The sequence below is a fragment of the Methylosinus sp. PW1 genome, from assembly GCF_000745215.1.
Taxonomy (GTDB): domain Bacteria; phylum Pseudomonadota; class Alphaproteobacteria; order Rhizobiales; family Beijerinckiaceae; genus Methylosinus.
In genome coordinates, this window is sequence record NZ_JQNK01000009.1 from 2,688,513 (window position 1) to 2,714,243 (window position 25,731).

29 protein-coding genes and 1 pseudogene are annotated in these 25,731 nt (G+C 65.6%); 14 read left to right on the plus strand and 16 right to left on the minus strand.

Annotated elements, in window-relative coordinates:
• Nucleotides 1-89 precede the first annotated feature (89 nt).
• Nucleotides 90-416, plus strand: coding sequence for a hypothetical protein (locus tag K369_RS22310; protein WP_245278269.1), 327 nt, complete (start codon nt 90-92; stop codon nt 414-416).
• Between the two features lie 165 nt (nt 417-581).
• Nucleotides 582-884, plus strand: coding sequence for a hypothetical protein (locus K369_RS22315; RefSeq protein ID WP_051949473.1), 303 nt, complete (start codon nt 582-584; stop codon nt 882-884).
• A 10-nt stretch (nt 885-894) separates the two neighbouring features.
• Here the strand turns inward: K369_RS22315 and K369_RS22320 are convergent, their stop codons facing one another.
• The 4 genes from K369_RS22320 to nth form a co-directional block, all read right to left on the minus strand.
• Entirely contained in the window at nt 895-2,127 is a 1,233-nt protein-coding gene (locus K369_RS22320; protein ID WP_036294382.1) for a hypothetical protein, read from the minus strand.
• A 129-nt stretch (nt 2,128-2,256) separates the two neighbouring features.
• Entirely contained in the window at nt 2,257-3,474 is a 1,218-nt protein-coding gene (gene queG, locus K369_RS22325; protein WP_245278270.1) for a tRNA epoxyqueuosine(34) reductase QueG, read from the minus strand.
• Complete coding sequence (locus tag K369_RS22330) at nt 3,372-4,064, minus strand: glutathione S-transferase family protein (RefSeq protein WP_018266821.1); 693 nt, start codon at nt 4,062-4,064, stop codon at nt 3,372-3,374. The genes queG and K369_RS22330 overlap by 103 nt, the downstream gene beginning before the upstream one ends.
• 406 nt (nt 4,065-4,470) lie before the next feature.
• Nucleotides 4,471-5,160 (minus strand): endonuclease III, encoded by a 690-nt coding sequence (gene nth / locus K369_RS22335; RefSeq protein ID WP_020493743.1) that lies wholly within the window; start codon nt 5,158-5,160, stop codon nt 4,471-4,473.
• A gap of 44 nt (nt 5,161-5,204) precedes the next feature.
• On the opposite strand from nth, the gene K369_RS22340 reads away from it, so the two are divergent.
• Both K369_RS22340 and K369_RS22345 read left to right on the plus strand, forming a co-directional pair.
• Nucleotides 5,205-5,702: a DUF2244 domain-containing protein gene (locus K369_RS22340; RefSeq protein ID WP_084570780.1), complete on the plus strand. Its 498-nt coding sequence runs from the start codon at nt 5,205-5,207 to the stop codon at nt 5,700-5,702.
• Between the two features lie 48 nt (nt 5,703-5,750).
• Nucleotides 5,751-6,650 (plus strand): bifunctional helix-turn-helix domain-containing protein/methylated-DNA--[protein]-cysteine S-methyltransferase, encoded by a 900-nt coding sequence (locus tag K369_RS22345; protein ID WP_036296241.1) that lies wholly within the window; start codon nt 5,751-5,753, stop codon nt 6,648-6,650.
• A 27-nt stretch (nt 6,651-6,677) separates the two neighbouring features.
• On the opposite strand, the gene K369_RS22350 is transcribed toward K369_RS22345, so the two are convergent.
• Together K369_RS22350 and K369_RS22355 are read right to left on the minus strand one after the other, a co-directional pair.
• Complete coding sequence (locus tag K369_RS22350) at nt 6,678-7,331, minus strand: DedA family protein (protein ID WP_036294387.1); 654 nt, start codon at nt 7,329-7,331, stop codon at nt 6,678-6,680.
• 106 nt (nt 7,332-7,437) lie between these two features.
• A complete protein-coding gene (locus K369_RS22355) occupies nt 7,438-8,010 on the minus strand; it encodes a hypothetical protein (protein WP_245278271.1) in 573 nt (190 codons plus the stop codon).
• A gap of 257 nt (nt 8,011-8,267) precedes the next feature.
• On the opposite strand from K369_RS22355, the gene K369_RS22360 reads away from it, so the two are divergent.
• Nucleotides 8,268-8,555 carry a hypothetical protein gene (locus K369_RS22360; protein ID WP_036294390.1) on the plus strand — a complete coding sequence of 96 codons (288 nt, stop codon included), beginning with the start codon at nt 8,268-8,270 and terminating at the stop codon, nt 8,553-8,555.
• A gap of 16 nt (nt 8,556-8,571) precedes the next feature.
• Here the strand turns inward: K369_RS22360 and K369_RS22365 are convergent, their stop codons facing one another.
• The 3 genes from K369_RS22365 to K369_RS22375 form a co-directional block, all read right to left on the minus strand.
• Complete coding sequence (locus tag K369_RS22365) at nt 8,572-9,012, minus strand: VOC family protein (RefSeq protein WP_036294393.1); 441 nt, start codon at nt 9,010-9,012, stop codon at nt 8,572-8,574.
• Between the two features lie 65 nt (nt 9,013-9,077).
• Nucleotides 9,078-9,272 carry a hypothetical protein gene (locus tag K369_RS22370; protein WP_018266811.1) on the minus strand — a complete coding sequence of 65 codons (195 nt, stop codon included), beginning with the start codon at nt 9,270-9,272 and terminating at the stop codon, nt 9,078-9,080.
• A 105-nt stretch (nt 9,273-9,377) separates the two neighbouring features.
• Entirely contained in the window at nt 9,378-10,274 is an 897-nt protein-coding gene (locus tag K369_RS22375; RefSeq protein ID WP_036294399.1) for a radical SAM protein, read from the minus strand.
• Nucleotides 10,275-10,385: 111 nt separating this feature from the next.
• Between K369_RS22375 and K369_RS22380 the strand changes: the two genes are divergently transcribed.
• From K369_RS22380 to K369_RS22395, 3 genes and pseudogenes are all read left to right on the plus strand, one after another.
• On the plus strand, nt 10,386-11,825 hold the full coding sequence (locus tag K369_RS22380) for an IS1182 family transposase (protein ID WP_036294402.1): 1,440 nt from the start codon (nt 10,386-10,388) through the stop codon (nt 11,823-11,825).
• A 504-nt stretch (nt 11,826-12,329) separates the two neighbouring features.
• A pseudogene (locus K369_RS27795) lies at nt 12,330-13,447 on the plus strand (ISAs1 family transposase).
• 87 nt (nt 13,448-13,534) lie between these two features.
• Entirely contained in the window at nt 13,535-13,795 is a 261-nt protein-coding gene (locus tag K369_RS22395) for a DUF2164 domain-containing protein (RefSeq protein ID WP_036294405.1), read from the plus strand.
• Nucleotides 13,796-13,898: 103 nt separating this feature from the next.
• Here K369_RS22395 and K369_RS22400 read toward each other — a convergent pair whose 3' ends face one another.
• From K369_RS22400 to mutY, 3 genes are all read right to left on the minus strand, one after another.
• Entirely contained in the window at nt 13,899-14,255 is a 357-nt protein-coding gene (locus K369_RS22400) for a hypothetical protein (protein WP_156968011.1), read from the minus strand.
• Between the two features lie 576 nt (nt 14,256-14,831).
• Nucleotides 14,832-15,095 carry an Imm74 family immunity protein gene (locus K369_RS22410; RefSeq protein WP_024878638.1) on the minus strand — a complete coding sequence of 88 codons (264 nt, stop codon included), beginning with the start codon at nt 15,093-15,095 and terminating at the stop codon, nt 14,832-14,834.
• A gap of 21 nt (nt 15,096-15,116) precedes the next feature.
• Nucleotides 15,117-16,217, minus strand: a complete 1,101-nt coding sequence (gene mutY, locus K369_RS22415) for an A/G-specific adenine glycosylase (RefSeq protein WP_036294414.1) — start codon at nt 16,215-16,217, stop codon at nt 15,117-15,119.
• A gap of 50 nt (nt 16,218-16,267) precedes the next feature.
• Here mutY and K369_RS22420 point away from each other — a divergent pair, with 50 nt between their 5' ends.
• Nucleotides 16,268-16,855 carry a DUF721 domain-containing protein gene (locus K369_RS22420; RefSeq protein ID WP_036294417.1) on the plus strand — a complete coding sequence of 196 codons (588 nt, stop codon included), beginning with the start codon at nt 16,268-16,270 and terminating at the stop codon, nt 16,853-16,855.
• Here the strand turns inward: K369_RS22420 and K369_RS22425 are convergent, their stop codons facing one another.
• The 3 genes from K369_RS22425 to K369_RS22435 all read right to left on the minus strand — a co-directional run bounded on the left by K369_RS22425 (nt 16,856) and on the right by K369_RS22435 (nt 18,957).
• Nucleotides 16,856-17,173: a hypothetical protein gene (locus K369_RS22425; protein ID WP_156968012.1), complete on the minus strand. Its 318-nt coding sequence runs from the start codon at nt 17,171-17,173 to the stop codon at nt 16,856-16,858. It abuts the gene before it with no gap.
• 142 nt (nt 17,174-17,315) lie between these two features.
• Nucleotides 17,316-18,566 carry an FAD-binding oxidoreductase gene (locus tag K369_RS22430; RefSeq protein ID WP_036294424.1) on the minus strand — a complete coding sequence of 417 codons (1,251 nt, stop codon included), beginning with the start codon at nt 18,564-18,566 and terminating at the stop codon, nt 17,316-17,318.
• 166 nt (nt 18,567-18,732) lie between these two features.
• Nucleotides 18,733-18,957, minus strand: coding sequence for a DUF433 domain-containing protein (locus tag K369_RS22435; RefSeq protein ID WP_036294427.1), 225 nt, complete (start codon nt 18,955-18,957; stop codon nt 18,733-18,735).
• Nucleotides 18,958-19,187: 230 nt separating this feature from the next.
• Here K369_RS22435 and purB point away from each other — a divergent pair, with 230 nt between their 5' ends.
• A complete protein-coding gene (gene purB / locus K369_RS22440) occupies nt 19,188-20,495 on the plus strand; it encodes an adenylosuccinate lyase (RefSeq protein WP_036294430.1) in 1,308 nt (435 codons plus the stop codon).
• 23 nt (nt 20,496-20,518) lie between these two features.
• Here the strand turns inward: purB and K369_RS22445 are convergent, their stop codons facing one another.
• Entirely contained in the window at nt 20,519-20,818 is a 300-nt protein-coding gene (locus K369_RS22445) for a DUF6156 family protein (RefSeq protein ID WP_024878631.1), read from the minus strand.
• Between the two features lie 618 nt (nt 20,819-21,436).
• Between K369_RS22445 and K369_RS22450 the strand changes: the two genes are divergently transcribed.
• From K369_RS22450 to ntrB, 4 genes are all read left to right on the plus strand, one after another.
• Entirely contained in the window at nt 21,437-22,009 is a 573-nt protein-coding gene (locus tag K369_RS22450; RefSeq protein ID WP_036294433.1) for an ANTAR domain-containing response regulator, read from the plus strand.
• Nucleotides 22,006-23,166 (plus strand): CmpA/NrtA family ABC transporter substrate-binding protein, encoded by a 1,161-nt coding sequence (locus tag K369_RS22455; protein WP_036294436.1) that lies wholly within the window; start codon nt 22,006-22,008, stop codon nt 23,164-23,166. The genes K369_RS22450 and K369_RS22455 overlap by 4 nt, the downstream gene beginning before the upstream one ends.
• Nucleotides 23,167-23,505: 339 nt before the next feature.
• Entirely contained in the window at nt 23,506-24,831 is a 1,326-nt protein-coding gene (locus K369_RS22460; RefSeq protein ID WP_036294439.1) for a CmpA/NrtA family ABC transporter substrate-binding protein, read from the plus strand.
• A gap of 20 nt (nt 24,832-24,851) precedes the next feature.
• Complete coding sequence (ntrB, locus tag K369_RS22465) at nt 24,852-25,730, plus strand: nitrate ABC transporter permease (protein ID WP_371033330.1); 879 nt, start codon at nt 24,852-24,854, stop codon at nt 25,728-25,730.
• The last annotated feature ends 1 nt before the right edge of the window (nt 25,731 follow it).

Sequence of the window (25,731 nt, forward strand, 5' to 3'; positions counted from 1 at the left end):
GCTTTCATCGACGCGCTCGGCGCGCGGCTGGTGGCGCGACTCGGGGACAGGCCGTCCGAGCGCCGCCCCGGAGGGTGATGGAGAGAGTCATGAGGGAGATTTCGGCACGAAAAATCGCGGGCGCGCTCGTCGCGCTCGGCCTCGGCGTCGCGCCGATCGTGACGGCCGCGCCGGCCGCTGCGGGCGATCCGGGCGCGGCCATCGCCGCGGGCATCGGCGGCTTCGCGCTCGGCGCGCTCGCCGGCGGCGCAGCGCGTCCGGTTGCGCCGCCCCCGCCCTATTATGGCGCGCCGGCCTATTATCCGGCCCCGGTCTATGAAGCGCCGCCGCCCTATCGCTGCTGGCGCGAGCGTCGCCCGGTGTTCGACGAATATGGCGTCGTCGTCGGCTATCGACCCACCCGCGTCTGTGAGTGAGGCGCGAGGCGAGGCATTGAGGCGAGGCTTCGGCCTCGCCTTTTCGGTTTCTACGGTCCCTGCAACCATGACCGACGTCGCCGCGTTACAGCCCATGAGAGGCGCGGCCGACGCTTCGGGGAGAGTTCCTCGCTCCAGTCGGCCCTTCGCCGGGAGCGTCGAATCATGGGCCTATCGAAAAATTCGCGAATCCTTCTCGCCGTGACGGTCGCGGCCAGCTTCGGCGCGTCTGTCGCCGCCACGCCGTCGCTCGGCGCGCGTTTCGAGGCTCTGGCCATGCCATCGTCCGTTACGAAAACGACGCTCGGGGACAGCGGGACGGCGCTGCGTCCCTTCGGCGATGGTCCGGCGATTCTGATCGGCCGCGCCTATGGCGCCGATGACGAGGATTGCGTGCTCGCCGTCACCCGCGTCGAAGGCGCGGACGGTCAGGTCAGCGTCGCCCGCGGAATCGCCTGCCCGCAATAAGAGACGAACTTCAGCGGACGACGAGGCGCCCCATGCCGCCATTGGGCTCGAGGCGCGGGCGGCGCGTGCGGAACTGCCCCTTCAGCACGAGAGCGTAGGCGATTGCGTTGAGGCCGGCGAGCGTCAGCCACCAGAGCTGCTCGGCCGCCGGTCCCAGCACGCAGATCGTCAGACCCGTCGCCAGGCCGCCGAGCAGGAAGGGCGCGAGCACCGGCCGCGTCCGCCCGATGACATAAAAGGCGCGGGCGACGACGGCTGCGAGGCCGAGCGCGCCGAGAATGCCGAGATCGAACCAAACCTGAAACAGCAGGCTGCGCGGCGTGTCCGGGTAGAGATAATGCCCGGCGACGCCGAAGACCGCCGCGCCGAAGCCATGGCCGATGAAGAGCCGCGGCCCGTCATTGGCGATGATTCGTCCCCATGTCTCGAGCGGGGCGGCGAAGGCCGGCAGACGCTCGGGCGCGACGAGATGCACGAGGATCGGCGCCAGCGGAGCCAGCAGGATCAGCGCCGCCGAGAGGATCGCCAGCAGCGAGCCGGCGCGTCGCGCCTTGCCGAAGGACAGCGCCAGCGCCAGCGCGCCGACAATCAGCGCGGGCAGCGCATTGGGAGCGCGCGCCAGCAGGCAGGCGGCGACGCTGACGAGAGCGAGAAGGGCGGCCGACACCCAGCGTCCGCGCAGCGCCAGCGCGCCGAGCGCCGGCCAGATCGCCAGCGCCAGGCCGAGGCCGGCGCGCTGCAGCGCATTGCTGTCGAGATCGAGCGGCGGATCGCCGCCATTCGCCGAGAGCAGAGCGACGGCGGCGAGGGCCGCGGCGGCGGCGCCCGTGCCGATCGGCAGGAGATTGAGATTGGAGGTCTTGGTGCGCGCCGGCAGCAGAGCGCAGGCGGCGGCGACCAGCGCCAAGGTCGCGGCGCTCTTGGCGTAGCGCTCCGCCGGGCCGGCGCCGAAGGGCGTCCAGGCGAGCGACAATCCCGTCCAGCCGACGAAGAAGAAAGCGGCGAGGGCGGTCGGCGTCAGCGCCAGCACGGCGATCTCGCGCAGCCGCCGCGACTCGGGCGCGAGGCTGGCCGAGAGCAGCAGCAGCGCGGCGCCGATGGGCAGCAGAATATAGATGGTCTGCCGCGTCAGGATCGGCGCGAGCTGCGAGATGATGAACAGCAGCATGATGCTGAGACGCGCCAAAAGGCGCGCCGCCTCGGCGGCTGGATCATCTATTGTGCGTCGCGAAACATTGGGCATGGCGGCGGCGTTCGGCGTGAGGCGCGCGCCCGAGGGCGGCGCAGAGAACTCTACTGTTTGTGCTGCGGCGAATCCATGGATGCGCCGGCGTTGCGCCGCGGCAATCTGCGTCGCGGCGTCACTTTTTCGTCAGGTGTGTCCTTTTGCCCACTCGTCGCGCACCGCTACGTCTTTTTCCTCAACGAGAGCTTTCCCGGCGAGAGCAGAAAAATCTCCCGAAGGGAGAAGCCGCGCCAGCGCCCAGACGGATGCGCCGCGCGCGAGCGGCGACGAATCGGAGAGCAGCGGCTGGAGAGCGGCGGCGAGCCGTGGGTTTTTCGAATTGCCGATGGCGATCGCCACATTGCGCCGAAAGCGCGCATGGCCGAGCCGTTTCACCGGCGTTCCAGCGAAGAGCGCGCGAAAGCCGGCGTCGTCCAGTGCGGCGAGATCGGCGAGGGGGAGCGCAGAGAGATCCTCGCGCAGGGCGAGCTTGGCGTCGCGCGTCGCTCGCGCGAATTTGTTCCAGGGGCAGACGGCGAGGCAATCGTCGCAGCCGAAGATGCGATTGCCGATGGCCTCGCGGAACTCGCGAGGAATCTGGCCCTTGTGCTCTATGGTGAGGTAGGCGACGCAGCGCCGCGCATCGAGCCGGTAGGGCGCCGGAAAGGCCTTGGTCGGGCAGGCGTCGAGACAGGCGCGGCAGGAGCCGCAATGGTCCTCCTCCGGCGCATCGGGCGTGAGCGAAAGATCGGTGAAGATCGCGCCGAGCAGAAGCCAGGAGCCGAAGCGCCGCGAGACGAGATTGGTGTGCTTGCCTTGCCAGCCGAGCCCGGCCGCCTGCGCCAGCGGCTTTTCCATCACCGGCGCCGTGTCGACGAAGACCTTGACCTCGCCGCCGCCGGCCTGCGCCAGCAGAAAGCCGGCGAGCTGCTTCAGCCGACCCTTGATGACTTCGTGATAGTCGCGTCGGCGCGCATAGAGCGAGACGGCGCCGCGATCGGGCTTCTCCAGCGTCGCCAGCGGATCGCCGGACGCGCCATAATCGACGCCCAGCATTATTATGGAGCGCGCCTGCGGCCACAGCGCCTTCGGCGCAGCGCGGCGCTCGGCGGTTTCCGCCATCCATTCCATATCGCCATGGGCGCCGGATTCGAGCCATTGGGCGAGGCGCTCGCCGGCCTCGGCGGGAACGTCGGCGGCGGTAATGGCGCAGAGATCGAAGCCGAGCGCGGCCGCGCGGCCGCGCAGCGCCTGCTCGAGGCTCAGAAGTCCAGCTCGGCGTAGACCGGCCCCGGCGTCATGCCCGGCGCGCGATCGGCCAGCAGGGGACGGAAGGCCGGCCGCGACTTGATCCGCTGATACCAATGCTTGACCGTCTCGTCCTCGTCCCATGGCACGTCGCCCAGATAGTCGACGCAGGAGAGATGAGCCGCAGCGGCGAAATCCGCATAGGTGAGGGATTCGCCCGCCAGCCAGCGCCGCGCCTCGGTCAGATAGCCGATATAGCGAATATGGGGACGCAGATTGGCGCGCGCGACCCGCAGCAGATCCATGTCCGGCGCGCCGCCGCCGATCTCCGGCGCGAGAAAGCGCTTGTAGACTTTCTCGGTGACCAGATAATTCGTCACCTCGTCGAAGAATTTGACATTGAACCATTCGATCAGCCGGCGCGTCTCTATGCGCTCGTGCAGTCCGAGCGGCATCAGCCGCAGGCCGCGGAAGTCCGGCGGCAGGCAATCCTCGAGATATTCGACGATGACGCTCGCGCCCGGAATCACGGTCCCGTCGTCGTCGACGAGCACCGGCGTCTTGCCGGCCGGGTCGAGCGTCAAAAACTCCCGCCGCCGTTCGGCCGCCCGCTCCTCGACCAGCGTCGTCTCGATCCCGTATTCGGCGAGAATCAGCCGCACGAAGCGGGAATGGGGGCAGAGCGGATGATGATAGAGAGTGGGCATGGAGCCGTGATGTGACGGCGAAACGCCGGAAACTGCGCCTGGCCGCGCGAAAGCGGAGACGTTCGTATAAGTCGGCGCGCGCGGCGCGACAAGCGCAGAGATTGTGCTCCGCAGGCCTTTGACTTCGCTCTAATTGTCTGAAAATAATCCACTTCAGGTCGGTCCGCGCCGGCGCCTGCGAAACCGGCCGCGACCCGCCTTTTTTATGGGCTGCGTTAATGATTGGTTTCTGATTCGTGGCCTGCGTGCGGCGCGCGCGAGGGGCGGAGAATTCGAAACCCATGACCCCTCCCTCCACGCGGCCGGACTATGGCTGTGGTTTAGCGGGAGAGCGGGGCGGCGTTCGTGCGCTGGCGCACATTCCGGCCCGAAAAGGGCGGACGGGCCGTCAGATCGTCTTGCCCTCTCAGATCGTCTTGCCCTCGAAACGGCAGAGATCGGCGATGATGCAGCGCTCGCATTCCGGCCGGCGCGCCTTGCACACATAGCGGCCATGCAGGATCAGCCAGTGATGCGCGTGGAGCTTGAAGCGCTCGGGCACGATTTTCTCGAGGCCGGCCTCCACTTGCTCGACGGTCTTGCCCTTGGTCAGCGGCAGCCGGTTGGAGACGCGGAAAATATGCGTGTCCACCGCGATCACCGGCACATGAAAGGCGATGTTGAGCACCACATTGGCGGTCTTGCGGCCGACGCCGGGCAGCGCCTGCAGAGCCTCGCGGTCGCAGGGAACCTCGCCGCCGTGCTTTTCGATCAGCTGCGCGCAGAGGGCGATGACATTCTTCGCCTTGGTGGGATAGAGGCCGATCGTCTTTATGTAGCCGCAGAGCCCTTCGACGCCGAGCGCGAGCATTTTTTGCGGCGTGTCGGCGATTTGGAACAGAGCGCGCGTCGCCTTGTTGACGCCGACGTCGGTCGCTTGGGCGGAGAGCACCACGGCGACGAGCAGAGTGAAGACATTCACATGCTCGAGCTCGCCTTTGGGATGCGGATCGGCCGCCTCGAGACGCGCGAAAATCTCATCGATGCGCGCAGCCTCGCGGCTGCGCGGCGATGCGGGACGCCGCGCCTTGGCGAGCGAGCTCTTTTCGTTCGGCATAAAGGCGTTATAACTCGGCGTTCTGGAGAACGAAAGGCGGCGGCGTGACAGCGAGCGCACCTTCTGCGGAAGCCATTTATCAGACGCGGTTGATCCCGCATCGCTCGATGACGCTGCGGCAGGCGCATGTGTTCATCCTGCTGTTCGGCGCGGGCACATGCGCGCTGTCGGTTCCCTTCTACATTCTCGGCGCCTGGCCGGTCGTCGGCTTCATGGGGCTCGACGTGCTGGCGCTCTATGTCGCGCTGCGCGTGAGCTTTCGCTCGGCCAGGGCGTTCGAGAGCATCCGCCTCACCCCCTTCGAGCTCGTCATCGTCAAGAAGAGCGCCTATGGCCTGCGGCGGGAGCGGCGTTTCGACACTTATTGGCTGCGGCTCGAGACGGAAGAGGACGAGGAGTTCGGCATGCAGCGCGTGCTGCTCGTCTCGCGCGGCGAGCGCATCGAGATCGGCGGCTTTCTCGCGCCGGAGCAGAAGGCTGCGCTCGCCGAGGAGCTTTCGCGCGCGCTGGCGACGGCCAAGCGCGGGCCGTTTTATTCCTGACGCGTTTTCGGGTGGCGACGCTCGGCCGCGCGCGCCATGATGCGCCGCATGACCCTGCGCTCCGACATTATCCATCCTCTCGCCGAAACGCGGCCGCAGGAGGATTACGCCAAGGTCGCGGAGACGATCCGCTTCATCGGCGAGAATTGGCGCCGTCAGCCCTCGGTCGAGGAAATGGCGGAGGCGGCGGGCTTCTCCGAAGCGCATTTGCGCGCCTTGTTCCGGCGCTGGGCGGGACTCTCGCCCAAGGCCTTCCTCGAGGCGCTGACGCTGCGCCATGCGCGCGCGCTGCTCGGCGGCGAGACGAGCCTGCTCGACGCCTCGCTGTCGCTCGGTCTTTCCGGTCCCTCGCGCCTGCATGATCTCTTCGTGACCCATGAGGCGCTGACGCCGGGCGAATATAAGCGCGGCGGCGAGGGGCTGGAGATGCGCTACGGTTTCCACCCTTCGCCTTTCGGCGAGGCGATTTTGGTCGCGACAGAGCGCGGCCTCGCCGGGCTCGGCTTCGTCGACGGCGCGCGCGCGGAGGCGTTGGACGATCTTCGCCGCCGCTGGCCGAAGGCGCGATTCTCGCTCGATAGCGCGGCGACCGCGGCTTACGCGCGGCGCGCTTTCGATCCGGCGGAATGGCGGCCGGACCAGCCCTTGCGCCTCGTGCTGATCGGCTCGGAATTCGACGTTTCGGTCTGGGAGGCGCTGCTCGACATCGATATGGGCCGGGCGACCACTTACGGCGTGCTCGCGCGGCGGCTCGGCAAGCCCGGCGCCGCGCGAGCGGTGGGCGCGTCTGTCGGGCGCAATCCCGTTTCCTTCATCGTGCCGTGCCATCGCGTGCTCGGGGCGAGCGGCGCGCTCACCGGCTATCATTGGGGGCTGACGCGAAAGCAGGCGATCATCGGCTGGGAGGCCGGGCGTCTCGCGCCGCGGCCGGCCGATAGCGAGGCGTGAGCGGAGGACAGGTCGCGCATCCGCGCGTCACGGCGGACGACGATCGATGCGCTCGAAATGCGCCTCGGCCTCCTTCGTCAGCCGCTCCTCGTGGATTTTCCAATAGCGCCACAGCAGGAAGGCGCCGAGAATCGCGCCGGCGAGGCCGAGCCAGCCGATCGGACCGGCGATGCGATGGATGGCCGCGCCGAAGACATAGCCGCCGAGGCCGAAGACCAGCGCCCAGCAAATGCCGCCCGCGGCGTTGTAGAACAGGAATTTCACCGGATCGAAGCGATTGGCGCCGGCGAGCACGGCGGCCAATATGCGCAGCAGCGCAATGAAGCGGCCGAAGAACACGATGGAGCCGCCCCAGCGCATGAAGAGATATTGCCCGAGGCGCAATTGCGGCGGCCCGACGCCGATATGCGCGCCATAGCGCATCAGCAGCTTCACGCCGAACTCGCGTCCGATCCAAAAGCCGATATTGTCGCCGAAGATCGCGCCGGCCGCCGCGGCCAGAATGACGAAGCGAATGTCCATATTGCCGGAGTGGCCGGCGTAAATGGCCGCGCCGACCAATGTCGTCTCGCCGGGGAGCGGTATGCCGGCGCTCTCCAGCGCGACGATGAAGAATATGGCCCAATAGCCATAGGTCGTCAGAATGGAGACGATCTGCGCTTCGTCGATCAGTCCCGCCATGCCCCGCCTTTGCCGATTCGACCATGAGACGGCCGAGCGGCGCTATTGTCGCCGCTGGGCGAGCCGACGGCAAGAGAGGCCGCTGGCGAGAAGCGCGACGCGCGCCTCAGCGCGCGGCGCGTTGCAGGCGAGCCGCGGCGTCGAAGGAGAGCCCGCCGTCGCGCAGGAAAGGCAGTCCGAAGCCTTTCACGTCATCGGCGAATTGCGCGCCGCCTTCCAGCGCCTTCTCGACCACCTTGCGCAGCCCGCTGAGGATCGGCTGATCGCAGCCGGCCATCTCGCGCGCCAGCTGCGCGCGCTCCGCCTCATCGGCCCTCTGCGCGAAATCGCGCACCACGACAGAGACGAAACGTCCCGCGCTGACGCCATTCTCCTGCGCGACGGCGCGGACTCTCTCGGCGAAAACGCCTCCGATGCAGAAAGTCGCCGCCTGCGCGACCTTGTCGTTCGAGCATGAATGGATGAGATCGGTGACGAGCATGACCTTTTCTCCGTCCTGCGAACGAAATTCTCCTGCCTGCGAACGAAACTCTCCTGCTCCGTCGGAATGCATTTTCGGAATTCCCATAGTCTTCTCACGGCGTCCGATTGTCGGCTTCCGTCCGAGACGCCGCTCCGCCGCCTGAACCACCGCGGCCACGCAAAAGCCGGACCAGATTTTGAGAAGCGCGGTCGTCATTTTTACCGCTCTATCGTCACAAAACTCCGCTTCATTCGAATCTATTCGATCATTCGGCTGTCCCGCCCGGCGCCGCATAAGCAAAACGCCGTAGTTCCGAAAAGGTTTCATCGTCATTCGACCTTTTACCCCCGGCGCGCGGCGGAAAAACGGCGAAGGCCTTGCCGGCCGCCGGGACGGCCCGATTTCTTTGAGGATGAGCCGCGCGCGCGGGCGCTTCCCGCGCCGGTCGCGACGGCTTTTACGGAGGAAAGTCGATGGAACGTCGCTCTTTCATGAAATTTTTCGTCATCGGCGCGGCGGCGGCGCTGGTCGCCGGCCCTGCCGACGCCCTCACCTCGGTCGCGCCGCTCGAGGCGCCCCGGGCGCCGGAGCCGGCTCCCGAGGCCGCCGTGGCGACGGCGGAGGATCTCGAGCGCGCGCAGGTCGAAAAGACCTATTGGCGCTACCGCCGCCGCGTCTGGCGGCCGCGCTGGCGTCGCCGCTACTGGCGCCGGTATTACCGGCCGCGTTACTGGCGTCGCCGTCGCTACTATTATTACTGAGCGCTTATACCAGCGCTCACCAGGCGCCGGTGTTGGGCATGGAGCTCCAGGGCTCGGCCGGCGGCAGCGGCGCGCCTTTCTGCAGCAGCTCGATCGAGATTTGATCGGGCGAGCGGATGAAGGCCATATAGCCGTCGCGCGGCGGGCGGTTGATCGTCACGCCGGCCGCCTGCAGCCGCGCGCATAGGGCGTAGATATCGTCGACGGCGAAAGCGAGGTGGCCGAAATTGCGGCCGCCCGCATAGTCATGCTCGTCCCAATTATAGGTGAGCTCGACGAGCGGCGCGCCCGCGCCTTTCGCCTGCGGAAGATCGTCCGGCGCGGCGAGATAGACGAGGGTGAAGCGGCCCTTCTCATTCTCGGTGCGGCGCGCCTCGGTGAGGCCGAGCTTGTTGCAGAAGAAGTCCAGCGAGCGGTCGAGATCGCCGACGCGGATCATCGTGTGGAGAAATTGCATATTGGCGCCTCTTGCGGGGTGAGAGGCGGCGAGCATAGCCGCTCTCGCGCGCGGGCGCACGCGCCCTATTGATGCGGCGGGATCTTCAGCGCGCTCTCCAGCGCGATGATGATTGGAATGAGCGCCTCCTTCTCCTGCTCGGCCGAGCCGAACTCGGCGGATTTCAGCCGCTGCTCCACCTCGTGAATCGTCATCAGGCGCCGTTCCAGGACGATCAGCAGCTCCTTGGCGATCTGCGGCTCGAGCTCGATTCTGATCATGCGCGCATCTTTCCTCATCGACTGGCCGATTCCGATCGACCGAGCCGCAGCATAGGTTCTGCTCGCCGAGGGCGATGTGCGCTGGCGCATAGTGCGGAAAGACGCCTACAGCCCCCGCGCCCAGGCGGGCCGCAGCGGAGCCGCCTCCGGCGCGGCGATGGCGGCGTGGAGCTGCTCCAGCAGGCGCGGCTTGTCGGCGCCGAGCGTGCCGCGCAGCACGAGCCAATTGGAGGCGTGGTCGCTGCGGAACACGGTGCGCCGCAATTCCAGCCGCGAGAGGAAGCGCTCCATCTCGCGCAGCAGCCCCGGCACGTCGAGCGGCGCGAAATCGGGGAAATCGGCGCGAAACCGCGCCTCGCCCCGGGGGAAGCTGACGACCAGCGTCGCAAGAAACTCCGGCTGCGCGGCGTTGACCAGCGCGGCGGAATTTTCCGCATGCGCCTCGCTGAGCGCGGCGCCGCCGAGTCCGTTGAGAATCATCACCGAGCGCTTGATCCCGGCTGCGCCGAGCTTCTCCAGCGCGTCGCGGGTGGAGGCGAAGGTCTCGCCCTTCTGGACCCGCGCCAGCACATCGTCATCGCCCGATTCCGCGCCGACATAGACCAGCGAGAGGCCGAGCGCGGCGAGATCGCGCAGCTCGGCGACGGATTTGCGGCTCACATTGCGCGGCAGGCAATAGCTCGACACGCGCCGCACGCCCGGCAGCTCGCGGCGGATCGCCTCGAGAATGGCGGCGAGACGCCGCGTCGACAATGTCATGGCGTCGCCATCGGCCAGAAACACGCGCGCGACCGAGGCTCCATAAATTTCGCCGCAGCGCTTGATGCTCTCCATCACCTCGGCTTCGTCCCGCGGGCGGAAGCGCTTTTGCGGCGCGGTATACATCTCGCAGAAGCTGCAACGATTCCACGAGCATCCATCGGTGACGGGCAATATCAGCGACTCCGCCTCGCTGGGCGGGCGAAACACGGGCTCGACATAGCGGATGGGGGCGTCGGTCATGGGGGGAGTCTAATACGAGGATGCCGGGACGGGAATGGGGCGGCAAGTGACCCTGGCTGTGTGAAAACGTCGTTGATGCTATGATTTTCTAGTGATTTGCCGGGGGTTCTCATGAAGCGCTTTGTCGAAGGGGCGGATCGTGGACAGGGCGCGCTTTTTCCGGAATGCCTCGATGATTGGATCGGCGAGGACAATCCCATTCGGGTGATCGACGTTTTCGTCGATGAGCTCAATCTGCGTGCGCTCGGGTTCGGCGGGGTCGATCCCAAGGCGACGGGCCGGCCTTCCTATCATTCCTCCTGCCTGCTGAAGCTCTACATTTACGGCTACCTCAACCGGGTTCAATCGAGCCGGCGACTGGAGCGCGAGGCCGGACGCAACGTCGAGGTGATGTGGCTGACGCGGCGTCTGGCTCCTGATCACAAGACGATTGCCGATTTCCGCAAGAACAACGGTCTCGCCATCCGGCAGGTTTGCGTCCGCTTCGTCGCGCTGTGCCGCACGATGGGCCTGCTCACACAAGCCAGCGTCGCGATCGATGGCAGCAAGTTCAAGGCGGTCAACAACCGGGACAAGAACTTTACGCGCGCCAAGATGGAGCGGCGCATGGCGCAGATCGAGGAGAGCGTCGCGCGCTATTTGCAGCAACTCGACAGCGCCGACCGACAGGAGCCGTCCGAGGCGCTGAAGATCAAAGCAGGCCGCCTCAAAGAGAAGATCGCGAAGCTGAAGGGCGAGATGCAGCGTCTCGAGGCGCTCGAGACGCAAATGCTCGATGCGCCGGACCAGCAGATTTCGTTGACGGATCCCGACGCCCGCTCGATGGCGACGAGCGGCCGCGGCTCCGGAGTCGTCGGTTACAATGTGCAAACGGCGGTCGACACGACGCATCATTTGATCGTCACCCATGAGGTGACCAATGTCGGCACGGATCGATCTCAGCTCGCCAACATGGCCAAGCAAGCAAAGGCGACGCTGGAGACGGAGAGCCTCGACGTCGTCGCTGACCGCGGCTACTTCAATAGCGCGGAGATTCTGGCGTGCGCGCAGGCGGGTGTCACGGTCACGCTGCCCAAGCCGATGACCTCCGGGGCAAAGTCCGAAGGACGCTTCGGCAAGCAAGACTTTCGCTACGACGCGGAGCAAGACGTTTATATTTGTCCCGCTGGCGAACGCCTGATCTATCGCTTCACGCGCGAGGAAAACGGTCTCAATTTGCGCCGCTATTGGACCAGCGCCTGCGGCGCTTGCGCGATCAAGCCTCAGTGCACGCCGAGCGTGCAGCGACGCGTCACCCGCTGGGAGCACGAGCATCTTCTCGAAGCCGTGCAACGCCGACTTGATGCAGACCCCGGGAAGATGCGCGTGCGACGCGAGACGGTCGAGCACCCCTTCGGCACGATCAAGGCGCGGATGGGAGCAACCCACTTCCTGATGAAAACCAAGCCGTGCGTCGCCACTGAGATGGCGCTGCACGTGCTCGCCTACAACCTCACACGCGTCCTCAACATCATGGGCGTCAGGCCGCTGATGGCGGCGATACAGGGATAATCGCGGCCCTATGATCCTCGCTCCCGCCCCCTGAGCCTCCACAGAGCGGTTCATCGAAGCGGCTGACGCGCCGTCCGCCCGAAAAATAGCGAAAACTCGCCAAAGCGCGGGCGCCGGAGCGCGCTGCCATGCTATGGCGTTGTCATAAATGGCGCAGCGCCGTTTTCACTCAACCAAGACCCGAAGCGGCCACTTGGCACACGATGATCGGATTTGTTGGCTTACCCTCCGATTTGCGGAGCTTCTCAATCGTCGCGACTTGTAACGTGGTCGCAGTAGTCGCATAGATCCGAGTTGTTCACGGACTGAGTGGAAACTGAGAGAGACACCCCACAGCGGGCGCACTTGCCACCGACGGAATGTTCGCAAAAGAAGCAACCGACAAATTCCGACGACTCGACGTAGCAGGGCCGTTCAGTTCTCTATACTTTATAGCGGACGGGCGATTCCCGTCGCGACGGATGTGTGAATCTATAGGCGACAACCCGAATCGGAGGTTGTCGCATGCAGGTGTCGCTTCTGGAGATTTTGCGGGACATTCCGGATCATCGTCGCCGAGAAGGCAAGCGGTTCGATCTTTCGACGGTGCTGCTCTACGCGATCATCGCCATGGTCGGCGGCGCCAATTCTTATCGGCAGATGCATGAGTTCATTCGCGCGCATCGTCTGCGATTGAACGACGCCTTCGGCCTGAAGCTGCCCTACACGCCATCCTACACCGGTCTGCGGCTGATCCTGCAAGGCGTCGATCCGGCAGCGTTGGAGGCGGCGTTTCGACGTCATGCCGCGAGCATGCCGGCGCCGCCCGCCGTGCAGGGGCTGACGGCGATCGCCGTCGACGGGAAGACTCTGCGCGGCAGCTTCGATGCGTTCAGCGACCGGAAGGCCGCGCACATGATGTCGGCGCTGCGACACGCCGATCGGATCGTGCTCGCGCATGTGATGGTCGCCGAAAAGAGCAATGAGATTCCCACCGCTCCGGAGCTGATCGAAGCGCTGGGATTGAAGCGCTGCCTGTTCACGCTCGACGCAGAACACTGCCAAAAAAACTGTTCGAACGCGTGATCGCGTCCGGCAATCACCTGCTGACGCAGGTGAAGGACAATCAACCGGGCCTGCGTCGCCGGCTCGAACTCGGCGCGGCGGGCCGCAAGCCGAGCGGCTCTGCGACGAGCCAGTCGAAAGGCCGCAACCGCTGGGAGACGCGAAAGCTTTCTGTCTTTCCAGCGAAGGCGTGGTTCCGCCATACGGCGTGGGAGCCGCTCATAAAGACCGTGCTGCGGCTGGAGCGCACAATCTACCGCCGCGATCCGGCGACCGGTCTTTTGAAGCAGACGATCGAGACCGTCTATTGGGTGTCCTCGGCGACCGGCCCGACGCCCGAGCGTTGGAACGAATGGATCAGAGGCCATTGGCGCATCGAGAACGGCAGCCACTATGTGCGCGACGTGGCGTTCGCGGAGGACGCTTCGCGCATTCGCAAGAACCCGGACATCGTCGCGCGGCTCCGCTCCTTCGCCTATAATCTCCTGCGCGCCGATGGTTGCGACAACATCAAGAACGCCAGATGGCGCGCCGCTCTCAATATCCGAGCTGCCCTCGAAATGGCAGGGGCTCGTTAAGAACTGCACAGCCCTGAAGCTCGGCCAGCTCGCAGGGGCTTGCAGCGCGCTGATCGATGGCTAATCTCCTGCGACGAAAGGACCGCGATGCCGATCGATATACCGAAGGATTCTGCGAAGGAAGCGGTCTTGTCGCTTCAACGCTACTTCAAAGAGAATATGGACAATGAGATCGGCAATCTCGCAGCGGAAGGTCTGCTCCAATTCTTCGTGGAAGAGATCGGGCCGATTGTCTACAACAAGGCGGTCGAAGATGTGCAGCAAAGGCTACACGCCCGCATAGCCGAGCTGGATGTCGAGATTCACGAGGAGGCGTTCGGCTATTGGCGGAAGCGCCGGCGTCGCTGATCGCCCGCGGACGCTTCCGAACGACAGGCGCTCATTGCCTATGCGCAGGCGCGAATGCCGAGGCCGATCGCCTCGCGGCCAGACATGTCGGTGAAGGCTAGCATTACAGTTGCTTTTGGAGATGGGCTCGCCTTGCTTCGGCTTGGTGCGCTCGTCGCCATAACGACCATGCGATGATGAACTCGGGACGGATGCGTTTTCGTGCGAGACGCGTGGCGATGCGTCGGATTTCCTGCATCGACCAGCGGATCAGCCCGGACGCCGTCGGCGATCTCGCCCAGAGGGCGATGTCGTCTATGTCCCGTCGCCTCGGCGCGATCGTCGGCGCATGCGCGATCGTGCGTCCGCCGGATTCTCCGCGCGCGATCAGCGACGCCTGCGCGATCTCATGGCCGACGGCCAAATGCGCGACGACATGCCCGGCCTCATGGACGGCGGCGATGCGCATATCCTCCGGCAATCGGTCGTCCTCGGGCGCGACGACGGCGAGGAGATCGTCGATCTCGAGCGCACGTCCGGGCGACTCGGCTGCTCGCCGAGGCGCGGGCGCGGCAAGGGCTCGGCGACACGCTCCTCCATCGAGGCGAGCCGATCGAGGCGCTGCTGGCGAGCGACAGCGCGCTTCGCGTCGCCGTCGAGCGGGACCTCGTCCGTATTTATGACCGCGGACGCGACCTCATTCGCGAGCGGCGCGACGCCGTGCTCGTGATCGCCGACCGATTGCAGGCGAGGCGATGTCTCACCGGAGCGGAAGCGGAGGCGGCGCTCTTACGCCCGAATGGCCCGTGAGCATGTCGGCGCTTCGAGAGGTCGGCGCGGACCGATCGGCCGACTGACGACGACGACTCTCGAGGCGCGGCGCCGGGCCTGCGACACCATCGATCCCCGCCCTATTGCCCTGCCCAGCAGTGTGGTCCAAAATACGCTCATCGCCGGATTTTGGGTGCCGCGAATATCTTGGAATTTCAGGGTTTTCCAGAGTGTGGCTGAGGATCCAGGTTCCTCGGCCGCACCCACTGGCCCATCCCTCAGAACCCTATTCGAAGGTCACGCTCAGCCCGTGGCGCTCGAGCTCTTCCTCTATCGCTTCTAGAATCGACTGCAGCTCGACGATGTCGATGGGGATTTCCTGGTCGGGGGCGTCCCAATGGTCGATGTCGTCGAGGCGGATGAAGAAATCCGTGTCCTCCTCGGCGTCGGGGGGCGGCGCGCTATTGGCGATGGTCAGGACATGGCCGCTGGAGAGGACGCGAATCGCGCCTTCCGTCATCTCGATCTGGATCGATTTGCGCCGCGCCATGCAAGATGCTCCCGCTTCAGCTCACTCTACGATCAAACCGGCCCGCACCGCCACTTTTCGCATCAAGGTCGGCAGCCCTTCCTCGGAAAGGCGCGCCAGAGGCGTCCAGCGTCCGTTCTCGATATGGGGCGGCGGCGCCGGAAGCGTCGCGGCGAATATGGTCAGCCGCAGCGAAAAATGCGTGAACACATGCTCGACCTCCCCCGGCAGCGCGCGCCAGCGCGCCGCGGCGGGCGCATGGGCGTGGGCGCGGGAGGGGTCGAAATCGACGCGAAAAGGCGTCGAGGGAAATTCGCTCATGCCGCCGAGCAGGCCGCGCGGCGGCCGCGTGCGCAGCAGGGCCGCGCCGCCGCAGATGAGGACGAAGGCCGCGCCGCGCCGCAGCGGCTTCTCGAGCTTTTGCGCCTTTACCGGGAAGCGCTCCGTCTCGCCGCGCCGCGCCGCCTCGCAGCCGGACGCGAAGGGGCAGAGATCGCAGCGCGGCCCGCGCGGCGTGCAGACCGTCGCGCCGAGATCCATCAGGGCTTGCGTGAAATCGCCGGAGCGCGCGGCGGGAAGCAGCTCTTGCGCCCTCTCGCGCAATTCGCGCTTGGCCTCGCGAATCGGACGGTCGATGGCGAAGAGCCGAGCGACGACGCGCTCGACATTGCCATCGACGGCGACGCAGGGCGCGTCGAAGGCGATGGCCGCCACCGCCGCCGCCGTATAGGGGCCGACGCCGGGCAGAGAGAGAAGATCGCCCTCCTCCCGCGGGAAGACGCCGCCGCGCTCGAAAGCCACCTGCTGCGCGCAAGCGTGGAGATTGCGGGCGCGGGCGTAATAGCCGAGGCCGGCCCAGGCTTTCATCACCTCCTCCAGCGGCGCCGCGGCGAGCGCCTCGACGCTCGGCCAACGCGCGAGAAAGCCGAGGAAATAGGGCTTGACCGCCTCCACCGTCGTTTGCTGCAGCATGATCTCCGACAGCCAGACGGCGTAAGGGTCGGACCGCTCGCCGGGCGCGGCGCGCCAGGGCAGATCGCGGCGGCGACAGTCATACCACGACAGCAGCGCGCGCGGATCGGGCTGCGGCGGCGATTTTGCGGACGACCTTGCGGCCGACGACTTGGCGGGGGCTCTCGGCATGGGCTAACCTGTCCATAACGAGATCGGAGCCGATCGCGCAAGGAGAGAGCATGACCGACGCGGCGACCGGGCGCTCGAAATCACGGCGATCCCGCCTCCTCGGCGAATTCCTCGACAAGACGCTCGATCCTCTGGCCGCGCGCCAGGGCTTCAGCGAGAGCTCGCTGCTGCTGCGCTGGGAGGCGATCGTCGGCGCACGCGTCGCCGCCATTTGCGAGCCGGTGAAGCTGCAATGGCCGCCGCGCGCCAATAGGCGCGCGGCCGACGAGAACCGAACTGGCGCCAAAAACCGCGCGGCCGACGAGAACCGAGCCGGCGGCAAAAGCCGCCCGGCCGAGAAGAGAGACGAGCCGGCGACTCTGGCGCTGCGCGTCGAGCCGGGCTTCGGCCTCGACATTCAGCATATGAGCGCCGCCATTATCGAGCGCGTGAACACGCATCTCGGCTGGCGCTGCGTCGCCAAGATCACGATGAAGCAGGAGCCGCTCGCGCCCCGCCGCGTCCGGCCGACGAAGCCGCCGGTCGATCTCGTCGCGCGCCGACAGGCGGAAGCCGTGACCGAAGGCGTCGCCGACGAGAGGCTGCGGGCCGCGCTGGTGGCGCTGGGCGAGCGCGCGCTGGCCAAGTCCGCCCGCTGATTATTGGATGATCCAATAAGCGTCCGGATCGCCGCGCATATGCACCTTCACCAGCCGGCTGAAGGGCGGGACTGCCTCGACGATGATATCGCCGCCGAGCACGCGGCAATCCTTGCTCTTCAAGCCGCGGCGGATGATCTCGCGCGCCGCCTCGAGATCATATTGCTCGGCGAGATCGACGACGCGCTGCATATCCGCGCGCTCCTTGCAGCCGGCATAGCCCGGAAAGCCTTCGTAGATGACGGCGACCTCGACGGCCGCCGCGGGCGCCAGAAGAAAAGGCGCGAGCGCCGCGCCGAGAATGAAAGAGAGCTTCATATTCGTCTCCGCTGAAAAGAAAGGCTCGCCGTCAGGGGACGCGCACGCTTTTAAAAAGGACGATTGGAAATCGATCATCGACGCCAGGGCGAATCACTGCGCGCCATGGTCGCTCATTCGGCGGCAAAATTCCGCTGTGGATTTATCGAAATCGCTCGACCGCGTAGGGCGCCGGATCGGTGAAGGGCGCCTCCCCGGTCATTATCTCGGCGAGCAGCCTGCCGCTCACTGGGCCGAGCGTGAAGCCGTGATGCTGATGGCCGAAATCGAACCAGAGGCCCTGATGGCGCGGCGCCTTGCCGATGATCGGCAGCATGTCCGGGAAGCAGGGCCGGCAGCCCATCCAGGGCTTGGGGTCCAGCCGCTCGGCGAGCGGGAACAGGGTGCGCGCGAGCGCTTCGTCCTTTCCCACCTGCACCGGCGTCGGCGCGGCGTCGCGGCTCGCGAATTCCGCGCCCGTGGTGAGGCGCACGCCGCGCGTCATCGGCGCCAGCACATAGCCATTGTCGGCGTCGAGAACGGGATGGAAAAGCCGCGCGCCCTCCTTGGTTCCGTAATGCATGTGATAGCCGCGCTTGACCGCGAAGGGCAGATCATAGCCGAGCGGGCGGAAAATCTGGTCGGACCAGGGGCCGAGCGCGACGACGACATCGCGCACGATCAGCGCGCCATCATGCGTCGGCGCGCTCCAATGTCCGTCGCGCGTCTGCGCCAGGGCGCGAACGTCGCCGGCGAGGAAACGCCCGCCGCGGCGCTGGAACAGCTCCGCATAGGCCTGCGCGACCGCGCAAGGATCGGCGACGGAGGCGGTGTCGCGAAAATGCACGGCGCCGACGACCGGCTCTATATCGGGCTCCAGCGCCGAGAGGCCGGCGGCGTCCAGTTCCTCGACGCGCAGCGAATAGTCGCGCAGCCGGGCGGCGTCGACGAGCCCTTTGGCGAGGCTCTTCTCGCTGCGATAGAGCTTGATCCAGCCGGTGCGACGCACGATGTCGCCGGCGCCCGAGAGCTGGATCAGCGCGTCATGCTCCTCGAGGCAGCGCTCGACCAGCGGCAGCGCGTCCAGAGCGTGGCGCTTGGCGCGCTCGGGCGCGCTCTCGCGGAAATAGCGCCACAGCCAGGGCGCGACGCTGGGCAGCGCGGAAAAATGATAATGCGCCTGCGGCGAAAGATTGAGCGCATAACGCAAAAGATCGCCGAAATCGCGCGGGAAGAGATAGGGGAAGATGGAGGCGCGCTCGATGAGCCCGGCGTTGCCGAAGCTGGTCTCGAGCCCGGCAGCGCCATGCCTGTCGACGAGAACGACGTCTCGCCCCCGCGCCTGCAGATGCAGGGCGGCCGAGACTCCGACCATTCCCGCGCCCAGCACGGCGACATCGGCGGTCTGCTGCATAAGGTCCTCCGGGCGAACACATTCTGAAACCGAGATATGGCGGCCCGAGCGGGCGAACGCCAGCGCTGGCGTTGGTTCATCCGCAGCAATATTTCGGCCAGAGAGGGCGTCTCGAATTCCGGCGGCGCAAGCGCCGGCGGCAGCTGCGCATCGACGAGAAAGCGCATCAGGCGACGCGCAGGATCGGATGATCGCTCTGGCGCGCGGCGAATTCGAGGGCTGCAATGATATCCGCCGCCTCGAGCAGCGGATAATCCTCGAGAATCTCCTCATTCGAGGCCCCGGCCGCGAGAAGGTCCAGAACGTCTTTGACGCGAATGCGCAACGAGCGGATACACGGGCGTCCGCCGCATTGCTGCGGATCGACAGTGATGCGCTCGAGCTGGCTCATTTCGACCTCCGGTTCCCTTTCAATATATCGCGAGGCTCGCTCGGGGTCATCCAGGCCTTCGCCCGGAACGCCAGCCCCGCACCGCGCCTTGCTATCTTTAGGATATGTTCACCACGAAGACTGGAAGCGGAGCCGGCCCCGCCCCCTTCACTCTGCTCACGGAAGGGCCTAAACGATCCTCTTCCCGCAGACCCGGCTGCGCCGAGACCTCCCAAAGGACGCCCGAGCCCATGATCCCTCGCTATTCCCGCCCCGAGATGACGAAGATTTGGGAGCCGCAGACGCGCTTTCGCATCTGGTTCGAGATCGAGGCCTATGCCTGCGACGCGCTCGCCGAAATCGGCGTGATCCCCAAGGAGAGCGCCAAGGCGATCTGGGACAAGGCCGATTTCGTCACTTTCGACGTCGCCCGCATCGACGAGATCGAGCGCGTGACCAAGCATGACGTCATCGCCTTCCTCACCCATCTCGGCGAGTTCATCGGCCCGGATTCGCGCTTCGTGCATCAGGGCATGACCAGCTCCGACGTGCTCGACACATGTCTCGCCGTGCAATTGGCGCGCGCCGCCGATCTTCTCATCGCCGACGTCGACGGTCTGCTCGCCGCGATAAAGCGCCGCGCTCTCGAGCATAAATATACGCCGACTATCGGCCGCTCGCATGGCATTCACGCCGAGCCGACGACCTTCGGCCTCAAGCTCGCGCAAGCCTATGCCGAATTCACGCGCTCGCGCGAGCGGCTCGTCGCCGCGCGCAAGGAAGTCGCGACCTGCGCCATTTCCGGCGCCGTCGGCACTTTCGCCAATGTCGATCCGCGCGTCGAGGAGCATGTGGCGAAGCAGCTCGGCCTCGCGGTGGAGCCCGTCTCCACGCAGGTCATTCCGCGCGACCGCCACGCCGCCTTTTTCGCGACGCTCGGCGTCGTCGCCTCGTCGGTGGAGCGGCTGGCGATCGAGATTCGCCATCTGCAACGCACAGAGGTGCTGGAGGCGGAGGAATATTTCTCGGCGGGGCAGAAGGGCTCTTCCGCAATGCCGCACAAGCGCAACCCCGTGCTCACCGAAAATCTCACCGGCCTCGCGCGGCTGGTGCGCGGCATGGTGACGCCGGCGCTGGAGAATGTCGCGCTATGGCATGAGCGCGACATTTCGCACTCTTCCGTCGAGCGCAATATCGGCCCCGATGCGACAGTGACGCTCGACTTCGCGCTCTCACGCCTGACCAGCGTCATCGATCAGCTCATGATCTATCCCGAGAATATGCAGAAGAATCTCGACCGCCTCGGCGGACTCGTGCATTCGCAGCGCGTGCTGCTGGCGCTGACGCAAAAAGGCGTCTCGCGCGAGGACGCCTATGCGCTGGTGCAGCGCAACGCCATGCCGGTGTGGCGCGGCGAAGGCGAGTTCCGCAAGCTGCTCGGCGCCGACGCCGAGGTGAGCGCGAAGCTCTCGCCCGCGGAGCTCGATGAATTGTTCGATCTCGCCTATCACTTCAAGCATGTCGACACGATCTTCGATCGCGTGTTCGGCAAGGCGTGAATCAGACGAGGCGTGACGCGCGCTCACGCCACCGTCTGCTTGCCATTCTCGTCGAACAGCACCTCGGTCTCGTCCTCGCCCATCAGAATGAGCGCGCGGGCGAGACCGCCCTCGGCGCGATATTCGTACGCGTGGCGCAGCTCCACCTCGCCATAGACCATCTTCTCGCACAAAAGCAGACGCTCGGCCTCGTCATAGCGGGCGCGAAAGAATGTGTTGCGATTGTTGAGGTCGTTCGGATCGAGCGGCGACGTCAATTTGAGCGGAAGGCTCACGCCGCTATAGGTAAGGAAATAGTAATAACCGTCACTGTCCGCTTGCATGCGCTCTCTCCCGTCGGACCGGCATTGGCGCTCCCGCCGGCCTCGTCGGAGCCATTGCGTAGCGCGCTCCGCGCAAAAAGAAAACCGCCTCGCTGCGACCAATTCTGCGCTTGACGAAATCGAGAATCGAGATCACCATTTCATCATCGCGTCACAGGGGGCCGCGGGACACGGCGACGAGCCGAGAACCGTGCGAACCGATCGAGCGGGACCTCGAGGGATGAGAACGCGATGGGCGGGCCGGCGTGGCAACGCACGCAGGCCTCGAGTCGAGCGATACATGCGAGAGGAGCATGACGCCACCGGGTCACACCGTTTGACCTCAGCCGAGGTCGATGGCGCAGCGAAGAAATCGAGCGCAGGTTTCCTCGGGCGCCGACATTCGTGACATCCCGACGGGCGGCGAAACGCGAAGGCCAAGCGCGACGCCTCCCAATCTTCCGAATCTGGAGCTTTCCGGAGATTCGCATTCTGCGAAACAAGCGGCCCCGCCAGCCTCAGCGCTGCGGGGCCATCTCATGACATCCCCTCTTCTGCCCTCTCCCGCCGAAATCATTTGTAATTGGTCCGCATATTCGCTAGCGCCTGCCTGCGGCGCAGCGTCGCGGAGGCGTCGATTTGAAAATCGTCATCGTCGATGAAAGTCCGGTGCGCGCTGCGATCCTCGAGGATGGATTGCGCGAGGCCGGCTTCACCAATGTCGAACGCATCGCCGAGATGCGCAGCCTGCTCGCGCGAATCTATGCGATCGACCCGGACGTCATCCTCATCGATCTCGAAAATCCGAGCCGCGACATATTGGAGCAGATGTTCCAGGTGAGCCGCGCCGTGCGCCGGCCCGTGGCCATGTTCGTCGATCAGAGCGACGCCGCCTCCATTCAGGCTTCTGTCGACGCCGGCGTCTCCGCCTATATCGTCGACGGGCTGAAGAAAGAGCGCATCAAATCCATTCTCGATCTCTGCGTGTCGCGCTTCAACGCCTTCTCGCGTCTGCAGGACGAATTGGCGCGCGCCAAATCGGAGATCGAGGAGCGCAAGACGATCGACCGCGCCAAGGGCCTCTTGATGAAGGCGAAAAAGCTCAGCGAAGAGGACGCCTATCGTCTGATGCGCAGCACGGCGATGCGCGAGAAGAAGAAGATTTTCGAGATCGCCCAAGCGATCATCACCGCCTCGGAGCTGTTCAAATGACCGCGGAGCGCGAACATTTACGCATCGGCTTCATTCCGCTCGCGGACGCCGCCTCGCTCTTCGTCGCCGTGGACAAGGGTTTCGCCGCGCAGGAAGGGCTCGACGTCGAGCTCGTGCAAGAGGTCTCCTGGTCCAATGTGCGCGACAAGCTCAATATCGGAATGTTCGACGCCGCGCATCTTCTCGCGCCCATCGCCGTCGCTTCCAGCCTCGGCGTCGGCCATGTGAAGACGCCGATCGTCGCGCCCTATAATCTCGCCATGAATGGCAACGCCATCACAATCTCTCCCACGCTGCATGAGGCGATGCAGGCGCGTCTCGACGGCGATGCGCTCGATCCGCTGGCCACGGCGCGCGCGCTCGCCCGCGTCGTCGCCGATCGCAAGGCCGCTCAGGCGGAGCCGTTGACCTTCGGCATGACCTTCCCCTTCTCCGGCCATAACTACCAATTGCGCTATTGGATGGCCGCCGGCGGCGTCGACCCGGACGAGGATGTGCGCCTCGTCGTGCTGCCGCCGCCCTATATGGTCGGCAGCCTGGCGCAGGGCCATGTCGACGGCTTTTGCGTCGGCGCGCCATGGAATTCGGTCGCCGTCGATCTCGGCGTCGGACATATTCTGCACTTTTCTGTCGAGCTGTTCTCCCGCTGCGCGGAAAAATCGCTGGCCATGCGCGAGAGCTTCGCGCTCGAGCACCCGAATGTCGTCGCCGCTCTGCTGCGCGCTCTGCATCGCGCCGCTCGTTTCATCGGCGAAGCCGATCCGCATGAGATCGCCGCTCTGCTCGCGCGCCCGGATCGCGTCGGCGTCGGCGCCGATGTGATCTTGCGGACGCTGCAAGGCCGGCTCAAAATCGCGCCCGATGGCGCGACGCGTGAGAATGCGCGCTATCTGCTGCTCGGCCAGGAAGGCGCCGAGCGGCCGGACCCCACTCAGGCCGCATGGCTCTATGCGCAAATGGCGCGCTGGGGACAGGCGCCCGTCTCGACCGCCCTTCTCGACGCGGCGAAAGCCGTGTTCCGCCCGGATCTCTTCGACGCAGCTCTGCCTGCAGCGCCGCGCCCCGGCGACGCCATCGGCGCCTTTTGCGGCCCGAAATTCGATGAGCGCGACCTCGACGCCTATCTCGCCGCCTTCCCCATTCGCCGCGCGCCATAGCCTGTTTTTTATCGGTTCGGCGCCCGCCTATTGGGCAAGGCGCCGATACAGACGTCGCGCCTCGCCGTGACGGTTCCGCCGAAACACATTGAATTACAAAGGATAGTGGGCACTCGGCCTTTTGGCGCGCGGCTTGCTACACTCTTCTCGACGATGCGCCTCGCGCATCTTTCCAATTGTCCAACGACGGACGAACAGCAACGCCGCTGTCCCAGGGAACTCGAGCGCTATGCGCTCTCCCGAGGGAAGCGGCTTTTTGCGTTTCGCGCCGTCGACTAAAGGACGGCGCCGACTCGCCCTGACCGATGCGCTCGCAGCGCGAAGAGGACGACGGTGACGATGACAGACGAAACAAGCTCAGCGAAGACGAATGCGGCCATGACGCTCGATCGCCGCGCGTTGCTGCGCGGCGCGGCCGGCGCCGCGGCGAGCTTCGCCGCCATTCGCGCGGCCTTCCCCGGCGGCGCCTTCGCGCAAGGCGCAGGGCCGGAAACGACGAAAGCGATCCTCGGCTATATCGCGCTGGTCGACGCCGCGCCGCTCATCATCGCCAAGGAAAAAGGCCTTTTCGCCAAGCATGGCATGCCGGATGTCGAGGTCGTCAAGCAAGCGTCCTGGGGCGCGACGCGCGACAATCTCGTGCTCGGCGCCGCCGCCAACGGCATAGACGGCGCGCATATTCTCACGCCCATGCCCTATCTCATCACCACCGGCAAAGTGACGCAGAACAACACGCCGACGCCGATGTACATCGTCGCGCGTCTCAATCTCGACGCGCAGGGCATTTCCGTCGCCAATGAATATAAGGATCTGAAGGTCACGACCAACGCCTCGGCGCTGCGCGAGGCCTTCGCCAAGAAAAGAGCCGAAGGCAAAGAAGTGAAGGTCGCCATGACCTTCCCCGGCGGCACGCATGATTTGTGGTTGCGCTATTGGCTCGCCGCGGCCGGCATAGATCCCGACAAGGATGTCTCGACCATCGTCGTGCCGCCCCCGCAAATGGTGGCCAATATGAAGGTCGGCAATATGGACGCCTTCTGCGTCGGCGAGCCGTGGAACGAGCAGCTCGCCAATCAGGGCATCGGCTACACCGCCTGTGCGACCGGCGAGATCTGGTCGAAGCATCCCGAAAAAGCGCTCGGCCTGCGCGCCGATTGGGTGGACAAAAATCCGCGCGCCGCGCGCGCGCTCACCGCCGCCGTGCTGGAAGCGCAGCAATGGTGCGACAAAATGGAGAACAAAGCCGAGCTCGCGGAGATCGTCGGCAAGCGCCAGTGGCTCAACGTGCCCGTCGCCGACATCGTCGGACGCTTGAGAGGCGATCTCAATTACGGCAACGGCCGCATCGAGAAAGGCACGAAGCAGTTCATGAAATTCTGGCGCGACGCTGCCTCCTATCCTTTCAAGAGTCACGACGCCTGGTTCGTCACCGAGGACATTCGCTGGGGCAAGCTCGAGCCGACGACGAATATAAAAGCGCTCGTCGACAAGGTGAATCGCGAGGACATTTGGCGCGAGGCGGCGAAGTCGATCAATGTCCCGGCGAAGGAGATTCCCGCATCCACGTCGCGCGGCAAGGAGACCTTCTTCGACGGCAAGGTCTTCGATCCGGAAAATCCGCAAGCCTATCTGAAGAGCCTATCCATCAAGCGCGCGCAGGTTTGACCGAAGAGGCCGAAATGACGATGCAAATCACCAAGAATGATCTCGTCGACGCCGATCGCTCGATCGACGAGCTCTATGCGCGGCGGCGCGTTCCGCTCATCGAAAGACATGGCGCGCGCATTCGCGCCTTCTTCTCGGCAATCCTGCCGCCGATCATCGTGCTCGCGATCCTGCTCGGCCTGTGGCAGCTCATCTGCATCAAGCCGAGCTCGTCCTTGCCGTCGCCGTCACGCATATGGAGCGAGGCGAATGATCTCATCCTGCATCCCTTCTTCGTCGCGGGACCGCAGGATATCGGCCTCGGCTGGCGCGTGCTGACCTCTCTGCAACGCGTCGCCCTCGGCTTCGGACTCGCGAGCGTCGCCGGCGTGCTGCTCGGCGTCATCGTCGGACAATCGCGCTGGGCGATGCGCGGGCTCGATCCGCTGTTCCAAGTGCTGCGCACCGTGCCGCCGCTCGCCTGGCTGCCGATCTCGCTCGCGGCCTTTCGCGACAGTCACCCTTCGGCGATCTTCGTGATCTTCATCACCTCCATCTGGCCGATCATCATCAACACCGCCGTCGGCGTGCGCAATATTCCGCAGGATTATCGCAATGTCGCCGCCGTGCTGAGGCTCAATCACCTCGAGTTCTTTTGGAAGATCATGATTCCGTCGGCCGCGCCGTATATTTTCACCGGCCTGCGCATCGGCGTCGGTCTCTCCTGGCTCGCCATTGTCGCCGCGGAAATGCTGACCGGCGGCGTCGGCATCGGCTTCTTCATCTGGGACGCCTGGAACTCCTCGCGCCTCTCCGACATTTTCGTCGCCCTCGCCTATATCGGCGTCACCGGCTTCGTGCTCGACCGCATCGTCGCCGCGATCGGCGCATTCGCCACGCGCGGCGCGCAAGCTTCCTGAA

Bases quoted from the DNA above. Each gene is read 5' to 3' on its own strand.
- K369_RS22320 (WP_036294382.1), bottom strand. From the start codon at position 2,127: ATGCCCAATGTTTCGCGACGCACAATAGATGATCCAGCCGCCGAGGCG.
- K369_RS22315 (WP_051949473.1), top strand. From the start codon at position 582: ATGGGCCTATCGAAAAATTCGCGAATCCTTCTCGCCGTGACGGTCGCG.
- K369_RS22420 (WP_036294417.1), top strand. From the start codon at position 16,268: ATGACCGACGCGGCGACCGGGCGCTCGAAATCACGGCGATCCCGCCTC.
- K369_RS22365 (WP_036294393.1), bottom strand. From the start codon at position 9,012: ATGCAATTTCTCCACACGATGATCCGCGTCGGCGATCTCGACCGCTCG.
- K369_RS22435 (WP_036294427.1), bottom strand. From the start codon at position 18,957: ATGAGCCAGCTCGAGCGCATCACTGTCGATCCGCAGCAATGCGGCGGA.
- K369_RS22430 (WP_036294424.1), bottom strand. From the start codon at position 18,566: ATGCAGCAGACCGCCGATGTCGCCGTGCTGGGCGCGGGAATGGTCGGA.
- K369_RS22350 (WP_036294387.1), bottom strand. From the start codon at position 7,331: ATGGCGGGACTGATCGACGAAGCGCAGATCGTCTCCATTCTGACGACC.
- mutY (WP_036294414.1), bottom strand. From the start codon at position 16,217: ATGCCGAGAGCCCCCGCCAAGTCGTCGGCCGCAAGGTCGTCCGCAAAA.
- nth (WP_020493743.1), bottom strand. From the start codon at position 5,160: ATGCCGAACGAAAAGAGCTCGCTCGCCAAGGCGCGGCGTCCCGCATCG.
- K369_RS22445 (WP_024878631.1), bottom strand. From the start codon at position 20,818: ATGCAAGCGGACAGTGACGGTTATTACTATTTCCTTACCTATAGCGGC.
- K369_RS22375 (WP_036294399.1), bottom strand. From the start codon at position 10,274: ATGACCGACGCCCCCATCCGCTATGTCGAGCCCGTGTTTCGCCCGCCC.
- K369_RS22370 (WP_018266811.1), bottom strand. From the start codon at position 9,272: ATGATCAGAATCGAGCTCGAGCCGCAGATCGCCAAGGAGCTGCTGATC.
- K369_RS22425 (WP_156968012.1), bottom strand. From the start codon at position 17,173: ATGAAGCTCTCTTTCATTCTCGGCGCGGCGCTCGCGCCTTTTCTTCTG.
- K369_RS22310 (WP_245278269.1), top strand. From the start codon at position 90: ATGAGGGAGATTTCGGCACGAAAAATCGCGGGCGCGCTCGTCGCGCTC.
- K369_RS22460 (WP_036294439.1), top strand. From the start codon at position 23,506: ATGACAGACGAAACAAGCTCAGCGAAGACGAATGCGGCCATGACGCTC.
- purB (WP_036294430.1), top strand. From the start codon at position 19,188: ATGATCCCTCGCTATTCCCGCCCCGAGATGACGAAGATTTGGGAGCCG.
- K369_RS22360 (WP_036294390.1), top strand. From the start codon at position 8,268: ATGGAACGTCGCTCTTTCATGAAATTTTTCGTCATCGGCGCGGCGGCG.
- K369_RS22380 (WP_036294402.1), top strand. From the start codon at position 10,386: ATGAAGCGCTTTGTCGAAGGGGCGGATCGTGGACAGGGCGCGCTTTTT.
- K369_RS22330 (WP_018266821.1), bottom strand. From the start codon at position 4,064: ATGCCCACTCTCTATCATCATCCGCTCTGCCCCCATTCCCGCTTCGTG.
- K369_RS22455 (WP_036294436.1), top strand. From the start codon at position 22,006: ATGACCGCGGAGCGCGAACATTTACGCATCGGCTTCATTCCGCTCGCG.
- K369_RS22355 (WP_245278271.1), bottom strand. From the start codon at position 8,010: ATGACGACCGCGCTTCTCAAAATCTGGTCCGGCTTTTGCGTGGCCGCG.
- K369_RS22345 (WP_036296241.1), top strand. From the start codon at position 5,751: ATGACCCTGCGCTCCGACATTATCCATCCTCTCGCCGAAACGCGGCCG.
- K369_RS22395 (WP_036294405.1), top strand. From the start codon at position 13,535: ATGCCGATCGATATACCGAAGGATTCTGCGAAGGAAGCGGTCTTGTCG.
- K369_RS22410 (WP_024878638.1), bottom strand. From the start codon at position 15,095: ATGGCGCGGCGCAAATCGATCCAGATCGAGATGACGGAAGGCGCGATT.
- ntrB (WP_371033330.1), top strand. From the start codon at position 24,852: ATGCAAATCACCAAGAATGATCTCGTCGACGCCGATCGCTCGATCGAC.